Origin of the sequence: Gluconacetobacter brunescens (genome assembly GCF_048695475.1) — a bacterium.
In the GTDB taxonomy this organism is placed as follows: domain Bacteria; phylum Pseudomonadota; class Alphaproteobacteria; order Acetobacterales; family Acetobacteraceae; genus Gluconacetobacter.
In genome coordinates this window covers 2,235,780-2,260,666 of record NZ_JBLHEN010000001.1, presented here as the reverse complement: position 1 = coordinate 2,260,666, position 24,887 = coordinate 2,235,780, and the positions used below count along the sequence as shown (strand labels likewise).

The following is a 24,887-nucleotide window of genomic DNA, read 5'->3' as shown; positions in this document are numbered from 1 at the left end:
GATGATGTCTTGAGATATCTGTTCGTTCACCAGAACTTTCCCGGACAGTTCCTGCATCTGCTGCGGCATCTGGGCCAGGAGCCGGGGAACGAGATCGTCTTCATCAGCGAGCCGAACGACAACCAGGTTCCCGGTGTGCGCCGCGTGGCTTATCGCCTGCCGCGCGGCGGAGTGGACGGCGTGCATCCGGGGGCGCGGGAGTTCGACCTCGCGCTGATGCGGGCCGAATGCGTGGCGCGCGCGGCAGCCAGCCTGCGCGATCTGGGCTATCGGCCGGACATCGTGATCGGCCATCACGGCTGGGGCGAATTGCTCAATCTGGGCGATGTGTTCCCCGGCGTGCCGGTGCTGGGCTATTTCGAGTTCTTCTATCACGCCGAAGCGCTGGATGTGGGGTTCGACCCGGAATTTCCCTCGCCCGAGAGCCTCCGGCCGATCATCCGGGCGAAGAACGCGGTCAATCTCCAGGCGCTGGCGCTGGGGGGGCATGGCCATACCCCGACCCGCTTCCAGTGGATGACCTATCCCGACTGGGCGTGGCAGCGGATCGCCCTGCTGCCCGAGGGCGTCGACCTGGCCGCCTGTTCGCCCGATCCGTCGGCCTTCCAGCAGCCCCTGCCGGTCGCCGGCACGGTCATCGCGCCGCACGACCGGCTGGTGACGTATGTGGCGCGCGACCTGGAGCCCTATCGCGGCTTTCACGTCTTCATGCGCGCGCTGCCGCGCATTCTGGCGGCGCGGCCGGATGTGCGGGTGGTGCTGGTGGGCGGCGACGGCGTCAGTTACGGGGCCAAGCAGCCGCAGGGTGCATGGCGGGCGCGCATGCTGGCGGAACTGGCGGGACGGATCGACCCCGACCGCGTCCATTTCGCGGGACGGGTCGATTACGAGACGTTCCGCGCGCTGCTGCGCCGGTCCGACGCGCATGTCTATCTGACCTACCCGTTCGTCGCGTCCTGGTCGCTGCGCGAGGCGATGGCGATGGGCTGCGCGATCGTGGGCAGCGATACCATGCCGGTGCGCGAATTCCTGACCGACCGGCGCACCGGGCGGCTGGTGCCGTTCCTGGACCCCGATGGCATCGCCGAGGGCGTGCTGGAGGTGCTGGAAGATACCCGCCTGTCCACCCGGCTGCGCCGGGCCGTGCGCCGGCAGGCCGAACGCACGCTGGACATGGCGGATTACATGGCGCGCTACCGGGACCTGATCGACCGGGTGGCCGGCCGGGGCGCCCGAAAATAATCTTTCCTGCCCCCCAGGCGCGGCAAGAGGGGAAAGAGGACTTAAAGAGGTTGTTTGAAAAGTCGGCCTGCCGAGCGAGAGTGCCGCGTAGCGGCACGCCCGGCGTGCATTTTTGAGCATCGGAGCGGAGCGGCCTTGATGGCCGTGAGCACCGAAGTGCCGCAAATGCGCGTCGGATCGCCGGCAGGGTGACTTTGCAAACGGCCTCTCAAACCTTCTGGGCGGCGGCGAGCGAGGCCTTGATGATCTCGCCGGCTTCCTCGCGGCCGGCCCAGCCGGTCACCTTTACCCACTTGCCCTTCTCCAGGTCCTTGTAGCGGGTGAAGAAATGCTCGATCGCCTGGAGGGTGATCTCGGGCAGGTCTTCCAGCTTCTCGACCTTGGAATACTGCGGATGCACCTTGTCGTGCGGCACGCAGATGATCTTCTCGTCCTGGCCGCTTTCGTCTTCCATGCGCAGCATGCCGATCGGGCGGGCGCGGATCACGGCGCCGGGCACCACGGGGGCCGGAATCAGCACCAGCGCGTCGGCCGGGTCGCCATCGTCGGCCAGCGTGCCGGGAATGAAGCCGTAGGCGGCCGGGTAGGCCATCGGCGTGAACAGGATGCGGTCGACGACGATGGCGCCGCTGTCCTTGTCGATTTCATATTTCACCGACGACCCCTGCGGGATCTCGATGACGACGTTGATATCGAACGGCACGTCCTTGCCGGGCGAGATTTTCGAGACATCCATGGCGGCGCTCCATACTCTTGGAAACAGGGAGAGAAGACCGCCGAACCTATCGACGCCGCCCGTCCTTGCCAAGCGCCGTTTCGGCACGGGAATCGCCCGCGCGGGGCACGCCGCATCTTGCCAAATGCCCCCACATGCGCGAAGTGAGGACCGGCCTGCGCGCCCGTAGCTCAATTGGTTAGAGCGGGCCGCTCATAACGGCTTGGTTGCGGGTTCAAGTCCTGCCGGGCGCAGGCTGCAAAACCAGGCCGCGCATCCCGTCTGGGGAACGCCGGCCGTTCGGTTTCTTTTTACTCTGGATCATCGGGAGCCTTCGTCATGGCCGCCACGCAATATGTCTATGTGATGAAGGACCTGACCAAGGCGTATCCGGGTGGGCGCGAGGTCTTCAAGGGTATCACCCTGTCCTTCCTGCCGGGGGTGAAGATCGGCGTGCTGGGCGTGAACGGCGCCGGTAAATCGACCCTGCTGAAGATCATGGCCGGCATCGAGAAGGAATATGGCGGCGAGGCCTGGGCCGCCGAAGGCACCCGCATCGGCTATCTGGAGCAGGAGCCCAAGCTCGACGAGTCCCTGACCGTCGGCGAGAACGTGGCGCTGGGCTTCGGCGACCTAAAGGTGGCGGTCGACCGCTTCAACGAAATTTCGATGCTGTTCGCCGAGCCGATGTCGGACGACGAGATGACGGCGCTGCTGGCCGAGCAAGCCGAATTGCAGGAGAAGATCGACGCCGGCGACGGCTGGGAGTTGGACCGCAAGATCGACATCGCGCTGGATGCGTTGCGCTGCCCGCCGGCCGACAGCCCGGTGACCAAGCTTTCGGGCGGTGAGCGCCGCCGCGTGGCGCTGTGCCGCCTGCTGCTGGAAAAGCCCGACCTGCTGCTGCTGGACGAACCGACCAACCATCTGGATGCCGAGAGCGTGGCGTGGCTGGAGCGGACCCTGCGCGACTATGAAGGCACGGTCATGATCATCACCCATGATCGTTACTTCCTGGACAACGTCACCAACTGGATCCTGGAACTGGAGCGTGGCCGGGGTTATCCGTTCCAGGGCAATTACTCCTCGTGGCTGACCCAGAAGCGCAAGCGCCTGGCCCAGGAGGAAAAGGAAGAGAGCGCCCGCCAGCGCGCCCTGGCCGCCGAGCAGGAGTGGATCGGCTCCAGCCCCAAGGCCCGGCAGGCCAAGAGCAAGTCGCGTATCGCCCGCTACGAGGAAATGCTGGCCCAGAACGCCGAGCGCGCGGGCGGCACCGCCGATATCGTCATTCCGCCCGGCCCCCGCCTGGGCGGCACGGTGATCGAGGCCGAGGATCTGCGCAAGGCGTTCGGCAACCGTCTGCTGATCGACGATCTCAGCTTCAAGCTGCCGCCGGGCGGCATCGTCGGTGTCATCGGGCCGAACGGCGCGGGCAAATCGACCCTGTTCCGCATGATCGTGGGCCAGGAGCAGCCGGATTCCGGCACGCTGAAGGTCGGCGACACCGTCAAGCTGGGCTATGTCGACCAGTCGCGCGACAGCCTGGATGACAACAAGACGGTGTGGGAGGAAATCTCCGGCGGCACCGACGTCATCTATCTGGGCAAGCGGGCCGTGCCGTCGCGCGCCTATGTCGGCGCCTTCAACTTCAAGGGCGCGGACCAGCAGAAGAAGGTCGGCATCCTGTCGGGCGGCGAGCGCAACCGCGTGCATCTGGCCAAGATGCTGCGGCAGGAAAGCAACGTCATCCTGCTCGACGAACCGACCAACGACCTGGATGTCGACACCCTGCGCGCGCTGGAAGACGCACTGGCCGAATTCGCCGGCTGCGCGGTGATCATCAGCCATGATCGCTGGTTCCTCGACCGTCTGGCGACGCATATCCTGGCCTTCGAGGGCGACAGCCACGTCGAATGGTTCGAGGGCAATTTCCAGGCCTACGAAGAGGACAAGCGACGCCGACTCGGCCCGGATGCGACCGAGCCGGGACGGATCAAGTACCGCCCCCTGGCACGCTGAACCGCCGGGGCGATGCACGTCCCGCTCTCTCGGCCCGGTTCCCGTGACGCGCCCGCCGCGCAGGGTTGACGGGCCGGACCCGGCCGGGGCACGGCATCTGCGCCGTGGCCCGTGGGGGCAGCCCGCCGACCGCGCCGACTGGGCGACCCATCCCCGGATCACGGGCGGGTCGATCCGCACGCCGCGCCTGGTGCTGGAGCCGGTCTCGTGGCGGGACATGGACGAGATGGCCCGGCTGAAGGCCGATGCCGGGGCATTCGGCATGATGCTGGGCGGCGTGCGCGGCCGCCAGCAGGCCGAGGCCGACATGGCCGACGACATGGCCTGCTGGGCGCGGCGCGGGGTCGGGATCTTCACCATTCGCGAGGATGGCCGCTTCATCGGCATGACCGGCCTGCACGAACGCCCCGACGGGCGCGGGCTTGGCCTGCGCTTCGCGCTCTGGCCGTGGGCGGCCGGGCGCGGCCTGGCGCGCGAGGCGGCCTCGGCGGCGCTGAGCTTCGCCCATGATGCGGGGATTCGCCGCGTGATGGCGGTGACGCGCGACACTAACATCGCCTCGCGCACCATCCTGGGCGGCATCGGCATGACCCAGTGCGACAGTTTCGAACGCGATGGCCACCAGATGCTGGTCTATGAAAGCATCCGCGAGACCGCCGCCGACCCGCTTCCTCCCCTGCCGCCTCGCCGTCCGGTCAGGTTGCCGGAATAGCGCGTATTGACAACCGCCTTTAAGGCGTAGGCGCGTTGTGGGCGGCGACCTGATGATCCAGCGCGTTCAGCAGGGCGTCGACGCTGCCGTTGTGCCGGCCGATGAAGGAGGCATAATCCTGCCGGGTGGTCAGGCGCAGGCTGGGGCCCTCGGCCATCACATCCACCACCATGGGCTTGCCGCTGCTGAAGCTGACGATCCACTGGGCGTTCACGGCCGGCTGCTCAGGGCGGTTGATCACCGTATCCACCGCCTGGTCGGTTCCCGAGGCGGTGACATTGCCGATGGTGAAGGTCACGCCCCGGTAATCGCCGATCTTGTCGGAGATCGAATTGACCAGGATCTGGTGGAACAGCGACAGGAAGCGGGCCTGCTGCTCCGGCGTGGCTACCCGCCAGTAGCGGCCCAGGCAGTAGCGGCCGATGGCGTCCATGTCGACGTGGTCCTGCAACAGCGGCAGGATCGCGGTCTTCTTGTCAGCCAGCGAACGGTCGGAATTGACGATCGCGATCAACTGCTGGCCGAACGTGCTGACGAATGTGCGGGCTTCCTGCGCGGAAGCCGCGCGGGCCGGTGCCGTGACCTGCACGGCGGCGGCCGCAGCGGCAAGACCCAGCGCATGACGACGGGAGAGGGCTGTCTTCATCTCTGTGTCCCTGTTCAGTTGTACCAGTCGGGTACGGTGGCGCGGTGGTCGTTGCGGATGGCTTCGGCCTGGGCCTTGCGCTGCTGCTGGTAGGCGCTGCGGATGGTGGCGTAAGGGTCCAGCGCGTCCTTCTGCAACTGGTCCAGCGCATCCAGATGGTCGGCCCGGCCGTTGATCGTGCCCATGATGTTATAGGCCCAGTTGAATGTCAGCAGGCCGTAGCCCCTGGGCACGTAGTTCCAGGGCGACAGGCCGACATCAATGCCGTAGCCGGCCCCGTCGCGGAATGATGACGGCCCCATCATCGGCAGGAACAGATAGGGGCCGGACGGCACGCTCCACGTCGCCAGCGTCAGCCCCGCGTCGTTGTCGTGATGCGGATAGCCCGCATATTTCGCGACATCGATCAGGCCGCCGAGGCCGGCGACCATGTTGACGCACCAGCGCACGAAGGCATCGCCCGCCCGGCGCGGCTTGCCGGCGCCGACATCGTTGAAGAACACCACCGGCTCGTTCATCGTCTGGACCATCGTGCCCAGCGACTGCCGCACGCGGTAGGGCACCGCCCAGACATAGGCCTTGGCAACAGGGCGCATGGAATATTTATCCAGCACCATGCTCACGTCGTACATCTTGCGATTGAGGGACTCATACGGATCGTTGGCCTCGCGATATTCGGCCAGCGCCTCCGGGTCCTTGGGCGGCGGGGCAGCGCATCCGGCGAGGGCGACCAGCCCCAGTCCGGCCCCCAGTCCGGCGAAGAGGCGGGTGATCCGGCGCGGGCGGCGGGTGGGCGTACATGACCGGGACGGCTGTAAGTTCGATCCTGTCACTGCACGCATGCTCGTTCCCGTTTCCCTGATCTGCCGTCCCCGACGCCTGTAACGCGCGGGGAAGCCAATGGATCTCGCGGCCCGTCGAGGCGCGTCCGCGAAACTTCTCTCTAGCATGGGATGCGGCCTGTGCAATCGTCCACGATGACCGATCGGTCATGCGTCGGGGGAACGAGGCGGGGATGGGCAGGATTTTCCGTTCCCGATGGTGCGCGGAGCCTGTTTCCCAGCCGGAATGGTCTGTCCGTCATGGCCGGATGCAGCCACGCCGTGCGCTGCGGCAGCGGAGGGGAACGCACGGGCGCGGCATCGTATGGTGTCGTATCCGATGGGGGTGTTCACGTTCCCGTGATATCGTGCCCGCTTCGGCGGTGGCATCCCGCCGGCAGGGTATGGTGGGGGATGATGAATGATCTGGCGGACCTGGCAGCCGGGGCCCCCGTGGCGCGGGTCGTGGCGCTGCATGTCCATCCCGTCAAATCGCTGGGCGGGATCGCGGTGGCGGCGGGCATGCTGGGGCCGTGCGGGCTGGAGGACGACCGGCGCTGGATGGTCACCGATCCGGATGGCGGTTTCCTGACCCAGCGGCAGGTGGCGCGGATGGCGCTGGTGACGGTGGCGCGCAGCCCCGGCGGGCTGGTGCTGGCGCTGGCCGGCCAGGGCGCGCACGCGGTCGCCCTGCCGCCCGCCGACGGCCCGCGCCGGATGGTGCGGGTGTGGAAGGATAGCGTGCCGGCCGTCGATGCGGGCGATGCGGCGGCCGTGTGGCTCACCGCCGCGCTGGGTCGTCCCTGCCGGCTGGTTTATCTGCATGATGCCGGGGCGCGGCCGGCCGACCCGGCGTTCGCGCCGGCGGGCGCCACCGTGGGGTTCGCCGATGGATTCGCCGTGCTGGTGGCCAGCCGGGAGTCGCTGGCCGCATTGAATCGCGACCTGCCGTCCTCCGTGCCGATGGATCGTTTCAGGCCCAATCTGGTGCTGGAAGGGGCCACGGCCTGGGCCGAGGATGGCTGGCGCCTGCTGGCGGCGGGCGAGGCGCTGCTGCAAATCGTCAAACCCTGTTCGCGCTGCGTCATGACGACCATCGACCAGAAAACGGCCGAAATCCCCGACCCGCGCGAACCGCTGGCGACGCTGGCCCGTACCCGCCGCGCCCGGGGCGGGGTGATGTTCGGCCAGAACGCGGTGGTGGTGCGGCCGGGCCGCATCGCGGTGGGCGATGCGGTGCGGGTGCTGGAGGCGGGGCCGTCGAATCTCGTCGCGGCCTGAGAGCCCGTTTGGAAATCCACGCTGGCGGCGATCCGACACGGGTTTCCTGTGCTTAGCGGCTGTTTGAAAAGTCGGCCTGCCGAGCGAGAGTGCCGCATAAGCGGCACGGCCGGCGTGTATTTTTGAGCATCGGAGCGGAGCGGGCTTAATGCCCGTGAGCACCGAAGCGCAGAAAATGCGCGTCGGATCGCCGGCAGGATGACTTTGCAAACAGCCTCTTAGCGGCCGAGATGCGGTCCGATCTCGGGCAGCAGCCCGACCAGGTCCGTGACCTCGCGCTTCGACAGGCCGGAGGCCTGCAAATCGACCTCGCGGCCGGCCAGCACGTCGCGCAGCGCCCGCAGGGCGGGGCCGGAGAGCAGGGCGGCTTCCTGCATGTAGTCGCGGAAGGCTTCGTAGGTCAGCGGCACCCAGCGTTCCACCAGGTTCAGGATCGTGTCGGCATAGGCGCGGATTTCATACTGCGCATGGGCATCGGCGCGCAGCCGCAGGAAATGCAGCAGGTTCCACAAATTGAGCTGCCAGTAGAACTGCGTCATCACGTTCACCGGCAGCGTCATGCGCGCCAGTTCGCGCGCCACCACCGGGCGGGCGGGATCGACGACATTCCCTTCCTCGTCCTGGTTCAGCATTTCCAGGTAATGGTCGTAGCAGCGGGTCGCGTCCTCGCGCAGCAGGTCAAGCACATGCTGGGCCGCATCGGCGGGCAGGCTCTCGCCGCGCCCCTGCTTGTTGCTGGCGGACTGGTGGGCGATGTCCTCGGGCCGGGGGAAATAGAATTCCTTCTCCAGCACCGAATAACGGGCCGAATATTCGTTGATGCTGGCCGTGCGGTGGCGGAACCACTGGCGGGTGACGAAGATCGGGGCACGGACGTGGAACTTGGCCACCGCCAGTTCGAACGGGCTGGTGTGCCGGTGGCGCATCAGGTAGCGGATCAGCCCCCGGTCGTCCGACGTGCTGCGGGTGCCGCGCCCGTAGGAGACGCGCGCGCCCTGCACGATGGCTTCGTCGCCGCCCATATAGTCGACCAGCCGGACGAATCCGGTGCCCAGCACCGGCTGGGGCTCGTAGAGCACGTCTTCGATGGCGGGAACGACCGTGCGGCGCGTCTGGGCCCAGTCGGCGCGGGCAGCGTCGATTTCCGATTTCTGGTCCGTTGAAAACATTGCCGCGCTCCGTCCCTGCCTCTGAGTCCAAGGGGCCGCATACCACGAATCACCGGCCACGGACACGGCTTGCCACCAGGAAGCGTCATCCTTATATACCGGAGTGCCGGAGGGGCTTGCTCCTTGGCTATGGCGATAAACGGCACGTGGAATAAGTGTAGTGGACCCGGGGGCAGTACCCGGCGTCTCCACCAGAACTCTCCCCGCCATGACCCTTCGGGGCAGGGGAGCATGGGGACGAAACAGGCTCGACACGCATGGTAAAGACCTGCCTTTTGCCCGGCATTGTACCGCCGTCATCGGGCTAACTTACAAGTGCCAACGATAACTCTGAGGTGCTCGCTGTCGCTGCATAAGTGACAAGCGCGGTTCGGGAGGGCACCGGGCAACAGAAGCCCTCCCACTTCACCGCCTGATCATGCCATTATTCTTCCTGCGGTTGTGATGTCTGACCTGTCGTGGCAGCCCTTGTGCGCCCGCGCGGTTTGACGCATGGCTGAAGGCTGTGGCAGGGCGTGGCGCGACCCACACGGCCATCATGGCCCGGTCGACCCCCACCGGGGCGGCCGGACGGTACGGAGTATCCCGCATGTCCGACGATCGCGACGAGGAAAACGGTTTCGAGACCACGATTCCGGAAAGCCTCCTCCCCTACGATTCCTGGATCGAGGATGCGTATCGGGGCGTGATGCTGCGCGCGCTGGAGCATGTGGGGCGCGAGGGCCTGCCCGAGGGGCACCATTTCTACATCACCTACCGCACCGACTGGCCGGGCGTGGTGCTGCCCGCCCGTCTGCGTGCCCAGTATCCGCACGAGATCACCATCGTGCTGCAGCACCAGTTCTGGGACCTGAAGGTGGATGAAGAGGCGCAGACCATTTCGGTCGGCCTGTCCTTCGGCGGCGTGGGATCGATCCTGGTCATTCCCGTCGACGCCGTGACCGCCTTCGCCGACCCGCATATCCGGCTCGCGCTGCGCTTCACCCCGCCCGAGCCGGCGGACGAGGAAGAGGCCCCCGTCGCCGAACTGGCGGCTCCGGTGGAGGACGCTGCGGAAGCGGCCCCCGAGGAAGCGCCGTCCTCGCCACAAGTGGTCAGCCTGGCCGCGTTCCGGAAGAAGGGTTCCGGCCCGGGCTGAACCGTACACCATCCGGGGGGCCCGGATGCGGCCGGGCTCTCCGTGCATCGCCACCACCCGGAACCAATCCGGGGGAGACAGGCACACAGAGGGAGACTGTCCATTGAACGCATCCACCCCCCCCAAGCCACCGTTGAAGCCGTTCGTCTACGGCCCGCTCTTTCCGCTCCATGATGACGACACGCCCTATCGGCGGTTGGACATCGAAGGGGTCCACACCGTCGTGTGCGACGGCCGCACCGTGCTGCACGTCAAGCCCGAGGCGCTGAGCGAACTGGCCGCCCGTGCCTTCCACGAGATCGCGCACCTGCTGCGTCCCGCCCATCTGGCCCAGCTCGCCAAGATCCTGAAGGACCCCGAGGCGTCGGACAATGACCGCTTCGTGGCGCTGGACCTGCTGAAGAACGCCTGCATCGCCGCCGGCGGCGTGCTGCCGATGTGCCAGGATACCGGCACCGCCATCATTTACGGCAAGAAGGGCCAGCGCGTCTGGGTGGACGGCAACGAGGAAGAGGCCTTCTCGCGCGGCGTCTACGACACCTACACCCGCACCAACCTGCGCTATTCGCAGATGGCACCGCTGTCGATGTTCGAGGAAGTGAATACTGGCACCAACCTGCCGGTGCAGTTCCACATCTCGGCCACGCCGGGCGACTACCATGCCGAGCAGATGGACCTGATGTTCGTCGCCAAGGGCGGCGGCTCGGCCAACAAGACCTTCCTGTTCCAGGAAACCCGCGCCCTGCTGTCCACCAAGGAAAACCTGCTGAAATGGCTGGACGTCAAGGTGCGCACGCTGGGCACCTCGGCCTGCCCGCCCTACCATCTGGCGGTGGTGATCGGCGGCATGTCGGCCGAACAGACGCTGGAGACGGTCAAGCTGGCCTCCACCAAGTGGCTGGACAGCCTGCCGACCGAAGGAAGCCCGCAGGGCCACGCCTTCCGCGACCTGGAGATGGAGCAGGAGATCCTGAAGCTGACCCAGGGCCTGGGCATCGGCGCGCAGTTCGGCGGCAAGTATTTCTGCCATGACGTGCGCGTGGTGCGCCTGCCGCGCCATGGCGCGTCGCTGCCCGTGGGCATCGGCGTATCCTGCTCGGCCGACCGGCAGATCAAGGCCCGCGTCACCGCCGACGGCTTCTTCCTCGAACAGCTCGAGACCGATCCCGCGCGCTTCCTGCCCGAGACGACCGACGAGCATCTGGGCGGCGAGGAGGTGCAGATCGACCTCAACAAGCCGATGGACGAGATCCGCAAGCAACTGTCGCAGTACCCGGTCAAGACCCGCCTGTCGCTGACCGGCACCATGGTCGTGGCGCGCGACATCGCCCATGCCAAGTTCCGCGAGCGGCTGGAGCGCGGCGAGGGCCTGCCGCAGTACCTGAAGGACCATCCGGTCTATTACGCCGGCCCGGCCAAGACCCCGGACGGCCTGCCGACCGGCTCCTTCGGCCCCACCACCGCCGGGCGCATGGACAGCTATGTCGATATGCTCCAGGCTGCCGGCGGATCGTACGTGATGCTGGCCAAGGGCAACCGGTCGAAGGCCGTGCGCGAGGCGTGCCACAAATATGGCGGCTTCTATCTCGGCTCGGTCGGCGGCCCGGCGGCGCGGCTGGCCAAGGACTGCATCCGCAAGGTCGAGGTTCTGGAATATCCGGAACTGGGCATGGAAGCGGTCTGGAAGATCGAGGTCGAGAATTTCCCGGCCTTTATCGTCATCGACGACAAGGGCAATGATTTCTATGAAGGTCTGACGGGCTGAGTCCGGGGGGATCGCCCCCGGCTTCCGTCTACAAGGAGATCCCCGTTCCATGCGCTTTACCGTCGATCGGCTGGACCATGTCGTCATCACCGTCCGTGACCTGGAGGTCTCGGCGTCCTGGTATCAGCGGGTTCTGGGCATGGAGCGGGAGGAATATGGCCGCAACAACCGCACGGCGCTGAAATTTGGCGGCCAGAAGCTCAACCTCCGTCCCCATGGGGCGGAAGGCTGGGCCACGGCCACCGACGCGCTGCCCGGCACCAACGATCTGTGCTTCATCACCGCCGTTTCCAGCGGCGACGTGGTCGAGCATCTGGAGGGTTGCGGCGTCCGCGTCACCGACGGGCCGGTAGCCCGCCTGGGGGCGCTGGGGCCCGTCACCTCGGTCTATTGCGAAGATCCCGACGGCAATCTGGTCGAGATCGCCTCCTACCAGGGCTGATCGTGTCCGGGTCCGCTTCCGTTCCCCCCACGGCGCCCGATCCGGCATGCTACCCCCAGCCGCATGACCGGCCACTGGCCGGCGAGCCGCACCCCGACTGGCTGATCCATCCCCGCCTTTATGCCTGCGAATGCGCTGGCACCGCGCTGCTGATGATCTTCGGCCTCGCCACCAACATCCTGCTGGGCGCGGCCGGCAGTCCCGTGGGGCGGGTGCTGGCGGCCCATTCCGCATTGCAGGTGGCATTGCAGGGATTGTTCTTCGGCCTGGGCGGGACGCTCGCGGCCCTCTCGCCCTTCGGCCGGGTCAGCGGCGGGCATGTCAGCCCGTCGGTGACGCTGGCGTTTACCCTGATGGGGCGCCTGGCCTGGCGCGACATGCTGGGCTACATCGCCGCCCAGTTGGCGGGCGCCGTGCTCGGTACCGGCCTGGTGGCGCTGGCGGGGCTGATCTGGCCGCGCTGGGCGGCGTGGTCGCGGGCCACCCATTTCTCCGCCACCCTGCCTTCGGCATGGGCCCCGCTGGGCTGGGCCTTCGCGGGCGAAATCTGCACCACGGCGCTGCTGATCGGCAGCCTGCTGGTCACGGGTGGAACCGCCCGCCTGCGCTGGGTGACGCCGCTGGTGGCCGGCCCGCTATTCTTCATGCTGAACCCGTTCGAAGCCTGGCTGTCGGGTGACAGCACCAATCTGGCCCGCAGCCTGGGGCCGGCGCTGTTCTCCGGCCAGTGGCGCGGTTTCTGGATCTACGCCCTGGCCCCTTTCGTCGGCGCGGCCCTGATGGTGGCGCTGGTGCGGCTGGGCGTTCTGGGCGCGATCGAACTGCACGAGGCCCGGGTGGCCCATTTCGGCCATCACGGCCGCGCGCCCTATCTGCTACCGTGGCGGCGCCGGCCGGGCACGCCCACGCCCACGCCATAAAGCCGCGCAACCGGAACAGGATGGGATGATGGGGAACGAGGCGGGCTCGACGACATCGTCCACACCCTTCTGGACGCAGCCGCCGGAGGCGACGTTCGCGGCCCTCGGCTCCAGCGCGCAGGGCCTGACGGCGGCGGAGGCGGCAGCCCGCCTGGCCAGCGACGGCCCGAATACCGACCGGCCGGTGCGCCGGATCTCGCCGGTCATCGCCATCGCCCGGCGGTTCCTGGAGCCGCTGATCCTGCTGCTGCTGTTCGCCGCCGCCGTCTCGGCGGCGATGGGCGATGTGACCAGTGCGGGCATCATCGCCGCCATCATCATCCTGTCCATCGCGCTGGATGCGATCCAGGAGGGCCGCGCCGCCCGGACGGCCGATGCGCTGAAGCAGTCGGTGGCGCTGACGGCCGAAGTCCGGCGCGATGGCCAGTTTGTCAGCATTCCCACCGCCGAGGTCGTGCCGGGCGACGTCTTTCGCGTGCGGATCGGCGACGTCGTTCCGGCCGATGCCCTCATTCTCGACGTCTCCAGCTTCACCGCCAACGAGGCGGCGCTGACCGGCGAACCCTACCCGGTGGAAAAACATCCCGGCACCACCGCATCCCGTTCCCCCGCCGAAGCGACGAACGCGCTGTTTCGCGGGTCGATCGCGCAAACGGGCGAGGCCACGGCCCTCGCGGTGGCCACCGGCCGCAGGACCCTGTTCGGCGCCGTCGCCTCCGTGCTGGCCGAGGACGCCGCGCCCTCTCCCTTCCAGCGCGACCTGCGCGCCCTCGGCCTGGTCGTCGCGCGCGCGGCCGGCGTGCTGTCCGTGGCCGTGCTGGCGATCAACCTGCTGTTCGGCCGGCCGCTGGTCGAATCCCTGATGTTCGCGGTGGCGCTGGCGGTGGGGCTGACGCCGGAACTCCTGCCGATGATCACCACCGTCACCCTGTCGCGGGGCGCGGTGCGGATGGCGCGGCAGCGGGTGATCGTCAAGCGGCTGACCGCGATCCACGATCTCGGCGCCATGACGGTTCTCTGCACCGACAAGACGGGCACCCTGACCTCCGCCGAAATCGTGCTGGCCGGCAGTCTCAACGCCAGCGGCGAGGACGATCCGCATATCGCCACCCTTGCCGGCCTGTGCGCCGAACTCGCGGGCGATCGTGGCGCCATGGATGGCGCGCTCGCCACCGCCGCACCGGGCGCGGCCGAAGGATGGACCGCGCAAGGCCGCATCGGCTTCAATTACGAGCGTCGGCGCGGCTCCGTGCTGGCTGCGCGGGCCGGGGAATGCCTGCTGATCTGCAAGGGCGCGCCCGAAGCGATCCTGGCGGTCTGCGATCGGCGGCGGGACGGACCAGACGCCCCCGCCCTCGACGACGCGGCCCGTGACGCGATCACGACCCGGCTGAACGGCCTCGCCGCCCAAGGACTCCGTGCCGTCGCGGTCGCCACGAAGCCCTGTGCCACACCGGCCGGCGCGCTGGCGCCCGAGGACGAAGCCGAGCTGATTTTCGAAGGAGTCTGCACATTCGCCGACCCGCCGAAGGCGAGCGCCGCCGTCGCCCTGAAGCGGCTGGCGGCGGCCGGCGTGCGGGTGAAGGTCCTGTCGGGCGACGACCCGCTGGTGGTCGCGCGCATCGCGGGGCTGGTCGGCCTGACCGAAGCCGCCGTCCTCGCTGGTCCCGAGATGGAAATGCTGAACGACGACGCCCTGGCCGCGCGCGTTCAGGGCGTCGATCTGTACGGCCGCCTGACCCCCGACCAGAAGGTGCGCGTGGTGCGCGCCCTGCAAACCAGAGGCGAGACCGTGGGTTTTCTCGGCGACGGCGTCAACGACGCACCGGGCATCCGCACCGCCGATGTCGGGCTATCCGTCGATGGCGCAACGGGCGTCGCGCGGGCGGCCGCCGATATGATCCTGCTTGCCCCGGATCTGGATGTGGTGGCCAACGGTGTCGGCGAGGGACGGCGCACCTTCGCGAACATCCTGAAATATGTCCGCATGGGGTCCAGCTCCAATTTCGGCAACATGCTCTCCATGGCGATGGCGTCGCTGTTCCTGCCCTTCCTGCCGCTGCTGGCGACGCAGATCCTGCTCAACAATCTGCTCTACGACCTGTCGGAAGTCGGCATCCCGTTCGATACCGTCGATCCGTCCGACCTCAACCGCCCCCAGCGCTGGAGCATGCGCGGGATCGTCCGCTATGCCGGTATCATGGGGCCGCTCTCCTCGGTCTTCGATGTCATTACATTCGTCGTGCTGCTCTACGGTTTCCACGTCGCGGCACCGGAATTCCGCACCGCCTGGTTCCTGGAATCCATCGCGACACAGATCCTCGTGGTCTTCCTGATCCGCACGCGCGGCCTGCCCTGGCAGACGCCTCCCGACCGCTGGCTCCTGCTCTCCGCCCTCTGCGCCCTGATCGTGGCGCTGGTGCTGCCGTTCACGATCGCTGGGCGCTGGTTCGGTTTCGCCGTGCCCGGTGCCGGCGTGCTGGTGGCCATGGGAGGGATTACGGCCGGTTATCTGGTCATGGCGCAGTGGGTGAAGCACATGGCGGCCGGGAGGAACTGAGCGGGCTTTCTTTCTGTTCTTTTTTGCAAAAAAGAACCAAAAAACTCTTATTCGTTCAGGCGTTTTTTTTGTTGGGTCAGCCTGTGGGGGACAGGAGCAGCATGAGGGCCTGCGGGGGCTGATCGCCGGTGGTGGTGTGGGACAGGGAGCCGGTGACGTTCACGTGCTGGCCCGATGTGAAATGCGGGGCGTTCCCCGTTCCCCAGACGATCGCCACGGCGCGGGCTGCGGGAATGGTCCCAAAGTTCCCATCCGCATAGCAGGCCGGTTTGTCGAGATGCAGAAGCGGATAACGATAGGCATCATGCCTCGGCTCGGCACGCGCCGGAACCGCCTCGATCGTTATCCGCCCACTCAGCGATACCGTCTGGTTCTCCACCATGCAGGGTGCGGCCAAACCCTGACCAGATGCAATGACGAGTCCGAACGCGGAGACAATGCCGAATGCAAGGCGCTTCATGGAGATCGCTTGTCCTGTGTGGGGTCCACGCGCCCAGAATAGCAACGCGCCATGCCGCGGCCCAACGTAGATTTTCCGTGAAGATCGGCGCCACAGGCTGCTCCGAACCGATGCGCTTGCCACCCCTTGTTACCGCAAAGCCCCTTGACCTCTCGCGGTTCGGCTCGTCCTTTACCCTCAAGAGGCGACGACAGGAGCAGAAAACCATGTTTTTCTTTGGAATTGGCGGGCTTATCTCTGCGGTTCTGTTCGGCCTGTGGTTGTGGATCGACAACCAGGCAGCGACCGAGGAAAGCCCGAAAGGCAGCCTTGACGCCAAAGAGGCCGACGCCGAGTTCGAGCGGACGATGAAGGACATCGAGGAAGGGAAATAAGAGGCACCGCCTCGTCACGGGTCAGGCTGTCAGGTCGTGTTTTCGCCAGCCGGCAGGTCCTGATCGAAGAGCGCGCGCGCGGTCGCGCCCGAACAATCCAGATGCACCTGATCGGTGATTTTCACGATATGGCTCGTGGGCAGATAATGCGTATCCCCGTCCGTCTTCGTGTCCTCAAGGAGCAGGCGTGTCGCGCCTTCCACGGCGCGAACCCGGCCAACCGGCTGGCCATCGGAGCCGACGACAGACATGCCGGCATGAATATCGGATAGCGCGATCATGGACTTCTGCTCCTTGTTTCGCCGTAAAGCAAAACAACGACGCGGCATGGAGAAGGATGCCCCTGCGCCCTTTTATTTAAGGCACAGATACGCCATTCCGCCTCGAATGCCCTGCGTAAGGCAGGCGGCCTGGAGTGGCAGTGCTTTGATTCGAGAAATTTTTATGGAAATGGTGCCCAAGGGCGGAATCGAACCACCGACACTGCGATTTTCAGTCGCATGCTCTACCAACTGAGCTACTTGGGCACCGGGCCGTGACCGGCGCGGGCGGTGCGATCGGGATCGTGCCGCCGTGGGGGTGTGATCTATCCCACCTCGTCATCGGGATCAACCCGTCTCGGATCGTTTTCGTCGAAGTTTTGTCCGCCTTCGCTTCGGTCGGGCACGCGGTAGCTTTCCGTGAACCAGCGGCCCAGGTCGATGTCGCTGCATCGCTTCGAGCAGAAAGGGCGGAACGCCATCTCGCCCGGCCGGCCGCAGATCGGGCAGGGGGGCAGGCACGCGGGCGTGGAAGCCGGTATGTTGGGATCAGCCATGGTCGAGCGTCCAGCTCAGAGGGGACAGGGACGGGTCCAGCCGCCAGACGGGCTTGTGCCCGGACAGTTGGGCCGCGTCGGCGACGGCGCCCGGATCGTGGTCCAGCGCGCGGGCCAGGTCGGTGCCCACGCGCAGGCCCGGTGCCCGGCCCGGCTGGCCGGCGACCTGGCGCGACCAGTCATCGAGCATCCGCAGCATGCGGCCCGGCGCGTCGGCAAGCAACGCATGCAGCGGCGGGCGGATGCGCGGGCGCATGATTTCGGCCAGGCCAAGGGCGCTGAAGCCGAGGAAGCGCGGGCGCAGCGGGTCCCGCGCCAACGCGGCCTCGATCGTCTCGCGCAGGGCCGGGCGCTTGCGGATGGCCAGCCCCGCGACGTCGATCACGATCGCGCCGGAGAGGTTGCGCAGGCGGATCTGGTGCAGCAGGGCCGGCAGGGCATCGCGATTGGCGGCGAACTGCGCCGTCTGCTTGGCGCGCCGGTCGCTGCTGGTGGTGCCGCCATCCATGTCGATGGCGACCAGGGCCGGGGTGGGGGTGATGGTGGCCCGCAGGCCCCCCGGCAATGCCACAGTTTGTTCGGCCAGCGCCGCGCAGGCGGCCTCGGTCTCGGCGTCGAAGGCATGGCGTTCGCGCTGCACCCGGCCGCGCAGCCCGGCGGGCAGGCGGGCCGCCAGGGCGGTGTCGTCGATGACGATCGGCGCGTCGGGCCACGCGGTGGCCAGGGCTTCCAGCGGCGTGGGGCCATGTGCCAGCAGGGCAGGCGGCCCGGCGAGGCCCTGGCCTTCGGGCAGGGAGAGGCCGGTGGCGGTCAGGCGGGCGCCCTTGCCGTCCTGCGGCGCGCGCACGATCCGCACCAGCACCGGGTCGCCCTCGGCCAGCGGGCCGGGAGCCGCCGAGTCGGGCAGGAAGCCGGAGGTGCCGTCGGCAAGGTCGATGAAGGTGCCGCCCATGGCCGTCAGCCGCGCGCCGGCGCGGCCGCGATGCAGGTCGCCCACGCCGTCGGGCCAGCCCGGCCGCCACAGGGCATAATCGCGCAGGCCGGCGTCGTCGGTAACCGCGATGCGGATCTCGCCCGGCGCGCTGGCGGCGAGGATCCGCGCCGTCACGGCAGCCAGGCCCCTTTCTGGCCGCGCAGCAATTGCCCGACCTCGAACAGAGGCAGGCCGATCACGGCGGAAGGCGAGCCCGATACGAAGCGGATATGCGATGCCGCATGGCCTTGCAGGGCATAACCCCCAGCCTTGCCCTCCCAGTCCCCGGCATCGAGCAGCGCCTCGATCTGCCGCTCCGTCAGCCGGGAGAAGGTGACGGTGCTGACGACCGTGCGTTCGCTGGCCCGCCCTTCGGCCCACGCGGCGGTCGGGCGCAGGGCGATGGCGGTCAGCACGCTGTGGCGCCGGCCGGACAGCAGGGAGAGGCAGCGCCGGGCGGTTTCCCGGTCCTCGGCCTTGGGCAGGATGCGCCGGCCCAGCGCGACCACCGTATCGGCGCCCAGCACCAGGGCGGGTTCGTCGAGCATCGCCGCGACATGCGCAGCCTTCTCCCGCGCCAGACGCTCGGCGTAGGGGCGGGGCAGTTCGCCAGCGAGGGGGCGTTCGTCGAGATCGGCGGCGACGATCCGCCGGGGCGCCAGTCCGATCTGCGCCAGCAGGTCGCGCCGGCGAGGCGAGGCGGAAGCCAGGATCAGCCCTGGTCCCGTGGCACTGTCGGACACAGGCTTGTGCCTTACTTGAAGCGGAACGTGATGCGACCCTTGGAGAGATCGTACGGGGTCATTTCGACGTTCACCCGGTCGCCGGCCAGCACGCGGATGCGGTTCTTGCGCATCTTGCCGCTGGTGTGGGCCAGGATCATGTGCTCGTTATCGAGCTTCACGCGGAACATGGCATTGGGCAGCAGTTCGGTCACCGTACCGCTGAATTCGATCATGTCTTCTTTCGACATTGTATCCTTCGATCGTGCTGGTTGGCCGGCATCGGGCCGGAAATAAGGAAGCAGGCATGGCCGCAGGACCGTCCTATTGGGACGGTCCTGCGGCCGGTCGGATGAAATGCAGGCGGATATGTGCGGTCTGTCGGGGCCGCGGTCAAGCTTTGTCCGCGCCCCGGCGTTGCGCGTCCAGCCGGGCCGACACGCTCAGGGCGTGGGCGTCGAGCCCTTCGGCCCGCGCCAGGGCCACCGCCGCCGGGCCGATCCGCAGCAGCGCATCCGGCCCCGCACCGATGAAGGTGGTGCGCTTGAGGAAGTCGAACACCGACAGGCCGGAGGCGAAGCGCGCCGTCCGGCTGGTCGGCAGCACATGGTTGGGTCCGCCGACATAATCGCCGATCGCCTCGGCGCACTGATAGCCCAGGAACACCGCGCCGGCATGGCGCACGCGCGCGAACAGCGCCTCGGGCTCCGCCAGCAGCAGTTCCAGATGCTCGGGCGCGATCTCGTTGATCAGCGCCGCCGCCTCGTCCAGGTCGCGCACGAGGATGATGGCGCCGTGCGTCGCCCAGCTTGCCCCGGCAATGGCCGCGCGGGGCAGGGTGCGCAGTTCGGCCTCGACCGCCGCCGCCACCCGGTCGGCCAGGGCGGCATCGGTGGTGATCAGGATCGACTGGGCCAGCGCGTCATGCTCGGCCTGCGCCAGCAGGTCGAGTGCCACGATGCGCGCATCGGCGCCCGCATCGGCTACCACCACGACTTCCGACGGGCCGGCGATGCTGTCGATGCCCACCCGGCCGAAGACCTGGCGTTTGGCCTCGGCCACATAGGCATTGCCAGGCCCGACCACGCGATCCACCGGCTGGATGGTGGCGGTGCCATAGGCGAGTGCGCCCACGGCCTGCGCCCCGCCGACGCGATAGATCTCGCTGACCCCGGCGCGGCGGGCGGCCGCCAGCACCAGCGGGTTCAGCACGCCGTCGGGTGTCGGCACGCACATGGCCAGCCGCTCCACGCCCGCCACGCGCGCCGGCACCGCATTCATCAGCACCGAGGACGGATAAGCCGCCGTGCCGCCGGGCACATACAGCCCCACCGCATCCAGCGGCGTCCAGCGCATGCCCAACTCCACGCCATCGGCGTCGGTGTAGCGCAGGTCGGCGGGCAACTGGGCGCGATGGAAGGATTCGATCCGCGTCGCGGCAACGTCCAGCGCATCCAGCAGGTCGGACGAGACCTGGGCGCAGGCAGCCTCGATCTCGGCTTCCGTCACCCGCAGCCGGTCGGGCGTGATCGGCATGCGGTCGAACCGCTCGGTATAGGCGCACAGGGCCGTATCGCCTTCGGCGCGCACGCGGGCCAGGATCTCGGCCACGGGGGCATCGACGCGGGCGGTATCGCCCTCGCGGTCGGCCAGCAGGCGCGCGAAGCCGGCGCGGAAATCGGGCTGTGTGCTGTCGAGGCGTTTCATGCGGGCAGGGTCTCGGCGGTGGTGGGCGCGGCCAAGGCCTGGCGGAAGCGCGCGATCAGCGCGCCGATCCGTTCCGGCTGGGTCTTCAGCGCCGTGCGGTTGACGATCAGCCGGCTGGTGACGCTGGCGATCGTCTCGGTTTCCTCCAGCCCGTTGGCGCGCAGGGTGGACCCGGTATCGACCAGATCCACGATCAGGTGCGACAGATCCAGTACCGGGGCCAGTTCCATCGCGCCATGCAGATGCACGATGTCGGCATTGATGCCGCGCGCCGCGAAATGGCGGCGGGTGATGGCCGGGTATTTGGTCGCCACCCGCACCCGCGACCAGCGGGCGGGATTGTCGCCCTCGCCCTGGCCCTTGGGCCGGGCGACGGAGACGCGGCAGGCGCCGATGCGCAGGTCCAGCGGCGCGTAGATTTCGGGATAGTCGAATTCCATCAGCACATCGGCACCGCAGATGCCCAGTTGCGCACCGCCGAAGGCCACGAAGGTCGCGACATCGAACGAGCGCACGCGCACCACGTCCAGCGAAGGGTCGTCGGTAGGGAAGCGCAGGCGGCGGCTGCCTTCGTCCAGGCAGTCGGGGGCGGGCAGGATGCCGGCGCCGGCCAGCAGCGGGGCGGCGGCCTTCAGGATGCGGCCCTTGGGCAGGGCGAGGACCAGCTTCGTGTCCTGAAGCGTCGTGTCCTGGGGTGGGGCGGTCATGCGAACTCCGGCTACAAGCGCGCCCCCATTGCGGTGGCGGCAGGGCCGCCAGGGCCGCGTCCAGGCGCCAGGTGCGGTGCGGCTTATCACATTCCCTCCCCCGACAGGAAGGGCCGCGCGGCCAGGGCTGGCGGAATACGGCGCTTGCCGCCCCGGCAACGGGCCGCTTACACATAAATAAGAGGGCGCTACGCCCGGTCGGATTTCCGATTTCTCGACGACGGACGACCCCATGGTGTTTCACGCGACCCTCCAGGGCGAACGCTACCGGTTCGACGACCTCCGTACCCTGCTGGCCCGGGCTTCGCCCCTGCGGTCGGGTGACGAACTGATCGGCGTGGCGGCCGCCGACCCGGTCGAGCGGGTGGCGGCCAGGGAAGCCCTGGCCAACCTGCCGCTGCGGGCCTTCCTGAACGAAACAGTCATTCCCTTCGAGCAATGTGACGTCACGCGGCTGGTCGTCGAACGGCACGATGCCGCGTCTTTCGCGCCGATCGCGCATATGACGGTCGGCCAGTGGCGCGACTGGCTGCTGGGCTACGAGGCCGACGCGGCCGCGCTGGCCGCGATCGCGCGGGGCCTGACGCCAGAAATGGTGTCGGCGGTCAGCAAGCTGATGCGCAACCAGGACCTGATCGCGGTCGCCCGCAAGGTGCGGGTCGTGACGGCTTTCCGCAATACGCAGGGGTTGCAGGGGCGCCTGGGGTCGCGCCTGCAACCCAATCACCCGACCGACGACGCGCGCGGCATCGCGGCCGCGCTGCTGGACGGCCTGCTGCTGGGTGCTGGCGATGCGGTGCTGGGCATCAACCCGGCCACGGACTCGATCGAGACCGGCATGGTGTTGGTACGCATGCTCGACGAAATCCGCCAACGCTACGACATCCCGACGCAAAGCTGCGTCCTGACCCACATCACCAACACTCTGGCGATGATCGCGCGCGGGGCGCCGGTCGACCTGGTCTTCCAGTCGATCGCCGGCACCCAGCGCGCCAATGAGAGCTTCGGCGTCTCGCTGACCCTGCTGGACGAGGCACACCAGGCGGCACGCAGCCTGCGGCGCGGCAGCGTGGGCGAGAACGTGATGTATTTCGAGACCGGGCAGGGGGCCGCGATTTCCGCCGACGCGCATTTCGGGGTCGACCAGCAGACGCTGGAAGTGCGCGCCTATGCGGTGGCACGGGAATACGCGCCGCTGCTGGTCAATACGGTCGTGGGCTTCATCGGCCCCGAATATCTCTATGACGGCAAGCAGATCATTCGCGCTGGCCTGGAAGATCATTTCTGCGGCAAACTGATGGGCCTGCCGATGGGCTGCGACGTCTGCTACACCAACCATGCGGAAGCCGACCAGGACGACAGCGACGACCTGATGCTGCTGCTGGCGGCGGCAGGGGTGAATTTCCTGATCGCCGTGCCGGGAGGCGATGACGTGATGCTGAATTACCAGAGCCTCTCCTACCACGACATCCTGACCCTCCGTTCCGTCTATGGCGTCGCCCCCGCCCCCGAATTCGAGCACTGGCTGGACCGGATGGCCCTGCTGGACGGCAAACGCCGCCTGAACGCCAATCCGCCGCGCGCGCTCCCCGGTTTCATGAATGACTGATGCACCCAGGGCTGATCTCGCGCCCGATCCCTGGACCACGCTGCGCGGCCTGACGCATGCCCGCATCGGCCTGGGCCGGACGGGCGATGCGCTGGCGGGCGCGGATGTGCGCGCCTTGCAGGCGGCGCATGCGGCGGCCCGCCGGGCGGTCCATGCCACGCTCGATCCGGCCCGGCTTGCACTCGGCGAACCGTTTATCGAGGTCGGAAGCCGCGCGCCCGATCGCGGCACCTTCGTGCGCCGCCCGGACCTGGGGCGCCGCCTGTGCGCGCAGGATGCGGCGCGCCTGCCGCATGCACCCTGCGACGTCGTGTTCGTCATCGCCGACGGGCTTTCGGCCCTGGCGGCGGCGCGGCAGGCGCCGGGGGTTCTGGAGGCCGCGCGTGCCTCCCTGCCGGACTGGACCATCGGCCCCGTCATCGTCGCCCACAATGCGCGGGTCGCGCTGGGCGACGAGATCGGCGCCCTGATCGGCGCGCGCTGCGTCGTCATGATGATCGGTGAGCGTCCGGGCCTGAGCGCCGCCGACAGCCTCAGCCTCTATCTGACTTGGCGCCCGCGGATCGGCCGCATGGATTCCGAACGCAACTGCCTCTCGAACATCCATGCCCATGGCGGCATGAGCCACGGCGAAGCCGCCCTCCGCCTCGCCTGGCTGCTGCGCGGTGCACGCACGCTTGGGCGCAGCGGCATTGCCCTCAAGGATAACAGCATGACGGCCCAATTGCCGCCCCCCACGCCATGACCACCCAGACCGACGCGCTGCCCCGCCATCTGGGCGTGGTCCATCTCTGGTCCATCGCCGTCGGGCTGGTCATCTCGGGCGAATATTTCGGCTGGAGCTACGGCTGGGCCAGCGCCGGCACGCTCGGCTTCCTGGTCGCGACCCTCGCCGTCGCGCTGATGTACCTGTCGCTGATCTTCTCCTACACCGAACTGACGACCGCCATGCCGCGCGCGGGCGGCCCGTTCGTCTATGTCACCGCCGCGTTCGGGCGGCGGGCGGGGCTGATCGCGGGCATTGCCTCGGTCATGGAATTCGTCTTCGCGCCGCCTGCCATCGCGCTGGCGATCGGCGCCTATCTGCATGTGCAATATCCGTGGCTATCGCCGACCATGGCGGCGGCGGGCGCGTTCTGCGCGTTCATGGCGCTCAATATCGCCGGGGTGCATCTCGCCGCGCGGTTCGAACTGTTCGTGACGGTGGCGGCGATTATCGAGCTTCTGATCTTCATGGCCATCGTCTGGCCCGGCTTTTCGATGGCGCGCTTTACCGATGGCGGCTGGGCGGGCAGCGGGCACCTCTCATTCGCGGCCTTCGGCGGCATCGCGCAGTCGGTGCCGTTCGCCATCTGGTTCTTCCTCGCCATCGAGGGCGTGGCGCTGACCGCCGAGGAAGCACGCGACCCGCACCGCACCCTGCCGCTGGCCTATGTCGCCTCGATCTTCACGCTGGTCGTCCTCGCCCTCGGCGTCATGGTGCTGGCCGGCGGGGTGGGCGACTGGCGCGCCCTCGCCGACCGCAACGACCCGCTGCCGCAGGCCATGCGCATCGTCGTCGGGCCCCACAGCGGATATGTCCACATGCTGGTCTGGCTCGGCCTGTTCGGGCTGATCGCCTCGCTGCACGGCATCATCATGGGCTATTCGCGGCAGATCTACGCGCTGGCACGCGATGGCGGCCTGCCGCGCCTGCTCGCGCACCGCCATCCCCGCCTCGGCACGCCCTGGGTCGCCACCCTCGCCGGGGGCATGATCGGGATTGCCGCCATTCTCTGCGACGATTTCGCCAGCTTCGGCGGCCAGTCGCTGACGGCCTCACTGGTCACGCTGTCCGTATTCGGTGCGCTGATCGTCTATGTGCTGACCATGGCAAGCCTTTTCAGGCTGCGGCGGCGCGACGGCAGCGCGCATCTGGTATGGAAAGTGCCGGGATTTCCCTATGTTCCCGCGTTCGCCCTGCTGGCGGCGTGCGGGGCGCTGGTGCTGATGGGCGTTTTTCACCCGGTGGCGCTGGGGGTTGCCGTATTGTTCGTGGGCGGGGCCATCGCGCTACCGGGCGAGGCCTGATGTTCTTTTTTGCAAAAA

25 protein-coding genes, 2 tRNA genes and 1 other RNA gene are annotated in these 24,887 nt (G+C 68.0%); 15 read left to right on the top strand and 13 right to left on the bottom strand.

Features of this window, described 5'->3' with window-relative positions:
* Positions 1 to 9: 9 nt before the first annotated feature.
* Positions 10 to 1,242 (top strand): glycosyltransferase family 4 protein, encoded by a 1,233-nt coding sequence (locus ACMAUO_RS10060; RefSeq protein ID WP_420356755.1) that lies wholly within the window; start codon positions 10 to 12, stop codon positions 1,240 to 1,242.
* A gap of 208 nt (positions 1,243 to 1,450) precedes the next feature.
* On the opposite strand, the gene ppa is transcribed toward ACMAUO_RS10060, so the two are convergent.
* Positions 1,451 to 1,978 (bottom strand): inorganic diphosphatase, encoded by a 528-nt coding sequence (ppa, locus tag ACMAUO_RS10055; RefSeq protein WP_420356754.1) that lies wholly within the window; start codon positions 1,976 to 1,978, stop codon positions 1,451 to 1,453.
* 159 nt (positions 1,979 to 2,137) lie between these two features.
* Between ppa and ACMAUO_RS10050 the strand changes: the two genes are divergently transcribed.
* The 3 genes from ACMAUO_RS10050 to ACMAUO_RS10040 all read left to right on the top strand — a co-directional run bounded on the left by ACMAUO_RS10050 (position 2,138) and on the right by ACMAUO_RS10040 (position 4,688).
* Positions 2,138 to 2,211, top strand: a tRNA-Ile gene (locus ACMAUO_RS10050).
* Between the two features lie 85 nt (positions 2,212 to 2,296).
* Positions 2,297 to 3,976, top strand: a complete 1,680-nt coding sequence (gene ettA, locus ACMAUO_RS10045; RefSeq protein ID WP_114725495.1) for an energy-dependent translational throttle protein EttA — start codon at positions 2,297 to 2,299, stop codon at positions 3,974 to 3,976.
* Positions 3,977 to 4,133: 157 nt separating this feature from the next.
* The gene (locus ACMAUO_RS10040) at positions 4,134 to 4,688 is read left to right on the top strand and encodes a GNAT family N-acetyltransferase (RefSeq protein ID WP_420357255.1); all 555 of its coding nucleotides are present in this window, start codon (positions 4,134 to 4,136) and stop codon (positions 4,686 to 4,688) included.
* A 19-nt stretch (positions 4,689 to 4,707) separates the two neighbouring features.
* Here ACMAUO_RS10040 and ACMAUO_RS10035 read toward each other — a convergent pair whose 3' ends face one another.
* Positions 4,708 to 5,334: an MlaC/ttg2D family ABC transporter substrate-binding protein gene (locus tag ACMAUO_RS10035; protein WP_420356753.1), complete on the bottom strand. Its 627-nt coding sequence runs from the start codon at positions 5,332 to 5,334 to the stop codon at positions 4,708 to 4,710.
* A 14-nt stretch (positions 5,335 to 5,348) separates the two neighbouring features.
* A complete protein-coding gene (locus ACMAUO_RS10030; protein ID WP_420357254.1) occupies positions 5,349 to 6,167 on the bottom strand; it encodes an MlaA family lipoprotein in 819 nt (272 codons plus the stop codon).
* Positions 6,168 to 6,569: 402 nt separating this feature from the next.
* Here ACMAUO_RS10030 and ACMAUO_RS10025 point away from each other — a divergent pair, with 402 nt between their 5' ends.
* Positions 6,570 to 7,436: an MOSC domain-containing protein gene (locus tag ACMAUO_RS10025; RefSeq protein WP_420356752.1), complete on the top strand. Its 867-nt coding sequence runs from the start codon at positions 6,570 to 6,572 to the stop codon at positions 7,434 to 7,436.
* Between the two features lie 218 nt (positions 7,437 to 7,654).
* Here the strand turns inward: ACMAUO_RS10025 and thyX are convergent, their stop codons facing one another.
* Positions 7,655 to 8,605, bottom strand: a complete 951-nt coding sequence (thyX, locus tag ACMAUO_RS10020; protein ID WP_420356751.1) for an FAD-dependent thymidylate synthase — start codon at positions 8,603 to 8,605, stop codon at positions 7,655 to 7,657.
* A 65-nt stretch (positions 8,606 to 8,670) separates the two neighbouring features.
* Between thyX and ssrA the strand changes: the two genes are divergently transcribed.
* The 6 genes from ssrA (at position 8,671) to mgtA (ending at position 15,430) form a co-directional block, all read left to right on the top strand.
* Positions 8,671 to 9,010: a transfer-messenger RNA gene (gene ssrA, locus ACMAUO_RS10015) on the top strand.
* 184 nt (positions 9,011 to 9,194) lie between these two features.
* Positions 9,195 to 9,743: an SspB family protein gene (locus ACMAUO_RS10010; RefSeq protein ID WP_420356750.1), complete on the top strand. Its 549-nt coding sequence runs from the start codon at positions 9,195 to 9,197 to the stop codon at positions 9,741 to 9,743.
* 103 nt (positions 9,744 to 9,846) lie between these two features.
* Entirely contained in the window at positions 9,847 to 11,508 is a 1,662-nt protein-coding gene (locus ACMAUO_RS10005) for a fumarate hydratase (RefSeq protein ID WP_420356749.1), read from the top strand.
* A 49-nt stretch (positions 11,509 to 11,557) separates the two neighbouring features.
* A complete protein-coding gene (locus tag ACMAUO_RS10000) occupies positions 11,558 to 11,950 on the top strand; it encodes a VOC family protein (protein ID WP_114725502.1) in 393 nt (130 codons plus the stop codon).
* Between the two features lie 2 nt (positions 11,951 to 11,952).
* Positions 11,953 to 12,870, top strand: a complete 918-nt coding sequence (locus ACMAUO_RS09995) for an MIP/aquaporin family protein (protein WP_420356748.1) — start codon at positions 11,953 to 11,955, stop codon at positions 12,868 to 12,870.
* 25 nt (positions 12,871 to 12,895) lie between these two features.
* Entirely contained in the window at positions 12,896 to 15,430 is a 2,535-nt protein-coding gene (gene mgtA / locus ACMAUO_RS09990; RefSeq protein WP_420356747.1) for a magnesium-translocating P-type ATPase, read from the top strand.
* A 76-nt stretch (positions 15,431 to 15,506) separates the two neighbouring features.
* Here the strand turns inward: mgtA and ACMAUO_RS09985 are convergent, their stop codons facing one another.
* Positions 15,507 to 15,890, bottom strand: coding sequence for a hypothetical protein (locus ACMAUO_RS09985; protein ID WP_420356746.1), 384 nt, complete (start codon positions 15,888 to 15,890; stop codon positions 15,507 to 15,509).
* A gap of 77 nt (positions 15,891 to 15,967) precedes the next feature.
* On the opposite strand from ACMAUO_RS09985, the gene ACMAUO_RS09980 reads away from it, so the two are divergent.
* On the top strand, positions 15,968 to 16,264 hold the full coding sequence (locus ACMAUO_RS09980) for a hypothetical protein (RefSeq protein WP_420356745.1): 297 nt from the start codon (positions 15,968 to 15,970) through the stop codon (positions 16,262 to 16,264).
* Between the two features lie 29 nt (positions 16,265 to 16,293).
* Here ACMAUO_RS09980 and ACMAUO_RS09975 read toward each other — a convergent pair whose 3' ends face one another.
* From ACMAUO_RS09975 to hisG, 8 genes are all read right to left on the bottom strand, one after another.
* On the bottom strand, positions 16,294 to 16,545 hold the full coding sequence (locus ACMAUO_RS09975; protein WP_420356744.1) for a DUF2171 domain-containing protein: 252 nt from the start codon (positions 16,543 to 16,545) through the stop codon (positions 16,294 to 16,296).
* 170 nt (positions 16,546 to 16,715) lie between these two features.
* Positions 16,716 to 16,791 (bottom strand) — tRNA-Phe (locus ACMAUO_RS09970).
* Between the two features lie 59 nt (positions 16,792 to 16,850).
* On the bottom strand, positions 16,851 to 17,081 hold the full coding sequence (locus ACMAUO_RS09965; RefSeq protein WP_420356743.1) for a DNA gyrase inhibitor YacG: 231 nt from the start codon (positions 17,079 to 17,081) through the stop codon (positions 16,851 to 16,853).
* On the bottom strand, positions 17,074 to 18,189 hold the full coding sequence (locus tag ACMAUO_RS09960; protein WP_420356742.1) for a ribonuclease E/G: 1,116 nt from the start codon (positions 18,187 to 18,189) through the stop codon (positions 17,074 to 17,076). The genes ACMAUO_RS09965 and ACMAUO_RS09960 overlap by 8 nt, the downstream gene beginning before the upstream one ends.
* A complete protein-coding gene (locus ACMAUO_RS09955; protein ID WP_420356741.1) occupies positions 18,186 to 18,797 on the bottom strand; it encodes a Maf family protein in 612 nt (203 codons plus the stop codon). Before ACMAUO_RS09955 ends, ACMAUO_RS09960 begins: the two co-directional genes overlap by 4 nt.
* A gap of 11 nt (positions 18,798 to 18,808) precedes the next feature.
* Positions 18,809 to 19,027, bottom strand: coding sequence for a translation initiation factor IF-1 (infA, locus tag ACMAUO_RS09950; protein ID WP_003622234.1), 219 nt, complete (start codon positions 19,025 to 19,027; stop codon positions 18,809 to 18,811).
* Between the two features lie 142 nt (positions 19,028 to 19,169).
* The gene (gene hisD / locus ACMAUO_RS09945) at positions 19,170 to 20,483 is read right to left on the bottom strand and encodes a histidinol dehydrogenase (RefSeq protein ID WP_420356740.1); all 1,314 of its coding nucleotides are present in this window, start codon (positions 20,481 to 20,483) and stop codon (positions 19,170 to 19,172) included.
* Complete coding sequence (gene hisG / locus ACMAUO_RS09940; protein WP_420356739.1) at positions 20,480 to 21,190, bottom strand: ATP phosphoribosyltransferase; 711 nt, start codon at positions 21,188 to 21,190, stop codon at positions 20,480 to 20,482. Before hisG ends, hisD begins: the two co-directional genes overlap by 4 nt.
* A 232-nt stretch (positions 21,191 to 21,422) precedes the next feature.
* On the opposite strand from hisG, the gene ACMAUO_RS09935 reads away from it, so the two are divergent.
* From ACMAUO_RS09935 to eat, 3 genes are read left to right on the top strand one after another with little or no spacing between them, the layout of a single operon-like run.
* Positions 21,423 to 22,799, top strand: coding sequence for an ethanolamine ammonia-lyase subunit EutB (locus ACMAUO_RS09935; RefSeq protein WP_420356738.1), 1,377 nt, complete (start codon positions 21,423 to 21,425; stop codon positions 22,797 to 22,799).
* Positions 22,792 to 23,544, top strand: a complete 753-nt coding sequence (gene eutC / locus ACMAUO_RS09930) for an ethanolamine ammonia-lyase subunit EutC (RefSeq protein ID WP_420356737.1) — start codon at positions 22,792 to 22,794, stop codon at positions 23,542 to 23,544. Before ACMAUO_RS09935 ends, eutC begins: the two co-directional genes overlap by 8 nt.
* On the top strand, positions 23,541 to 24,869 hold the full coding sequence (eat, locus tag ACMAUO_RS09925; RefSeq protein ID WP_420356736.1) for an ethanolamine permease: 1,329 nt from the start codon (positions 23,541 to 23,543) through the stop codon (positions 24,867 to 24,869). Before eutC ends, eat begins: the two co-directional genes overlap by 4 nt.
* The last annotated feature ends 18 nt before the right edge of the window (positions 24,870 to 24,887 follow it).

What these genes read in the sequence shown, in the direction of transcription:
- thyX (WP_420356751.1), bottom strand. Translation starts at nt 8,605, where the DNA reads ATGTTTTCAACGGACCAGAAATCGGAAATCGACGCTGCCCGCGCCGAC.
- ACMAUO_RS10035 (WP_420356753.1), bottom strand. Translation starts at nt 5,334, where the DNA reads ATGAAGACAGCCCTCTCCCGTCGTCATGCGCTGGGTCTTGCCGCTGCG.
- ACMAUO_RS09975 (WP_420356744.1), bottom strand. Translation starts at nt 16,545, where the DNA reads ATGATCGCGCTATCCGATATTCATGCCGGCATGTCTGTCGTCGGCTCC.
- hisG (WP_420356739.1), bottom strand. Translation starts at nt 21,190, where the DNA reads ATGACCGCCCCACCCCAGGACACGACGCTTCAGGACACGAAGCTGGTC.
- ppa (WP_420356754.1), bottom strand. Translation starts at nt 1,978, where the DNA reads ATGGATGTCTCGAAAATCTCGCCCGGCAAGGACGTGCCGTTCGATATC.
- ACMAUO_RS09965 (WP_420356743.1), bottom strand. Translation starts at nt 17,081, where the DNA reads ATGGCTGATCCCAACATACCGGCTTCCACGCCCGCGTGCCTGCCCCCC.
- ACMAUO_RS09935 (WP_420356738.1), top strand. Translation starts at nt 21,423, where the DNA reads ATGGTGTTTCACGCGACCCTCCAGGGCGAACGCTACCGGTTCGACGAC.
- ACMAUO_RS09985 (WP_420356746.1), bottom strand. Translation starts at nt 15,890, where the DNA reads ATGAAGCGCCTTGCATTCGGCATTGTCTCCGCGTTCGGACTCGTCATT.
- infA (WP_003622234.1), bottom strand. Translation starts at nt 19,027, where the DNA reads ATGTCGAAAGAAGACATGATCGAATTCAGCGGTACGGTGACCGAACTG.
- ACMAUO_RS10000 (WP_114725502.1), top strand. Translation starts at nt 11,558, where the DNA reads ATGCGCTTTACCGTCGATCGGCTGGACCATGTCGTCATCACCGTCCGT.
- eutC (WP_420356737.1), top strand. Translation starts at nt 22,792, where the DNA reads ATGACTGATGCACCCAGGGCTGATCTCGCGCCCGATCCCTGGACCACG.
- hisD (WP_420356740.1), bottom strand. Translation starts at nt 20,483, where the DNA reads ATGAAACGCCTCGACAGCACACAGCCCGATTTCCGCGCCGGCTTCGCG.
- eat (WP_420356736.1), top strand. Translation starts at nt 23,541, where the DNA reads ATGACCACCCAGACCGACGCGCTGCCCCGCCATCTGGGCGTGGTCCAT.
- ettA (WP_114725495.1), top strand. Translation starts at nt 2,297, where the DNA reads ATGGCCGCCACGCAATATGTCTATGTGATGAAGGACCTGACCAAGGCG.
- ACMAUO_RS10025 (WP_420356752.1), top strand. Translation starts at nt 6,570, where the DNA reads ATGATGAATGATCTGGCGGACCTGGCAGCCGGGGCCCCCGTGGCGCGG.
- mgtA (WP_420356747.1), top strand. Translation starts at nt 12,896, where the DNA reads ATGATGGGGAACGAGGCGGGCTCGACGACATCGTCCACACCCTTCTGG.
- ACMAUO_RS10010 (WP_420356750.1), top strand. Translation starts at nt 9,195, where the DNA reads ATGTCCGACGATCGCGACGAGGAAAACGGTTTCGAGACCACGATTCCG.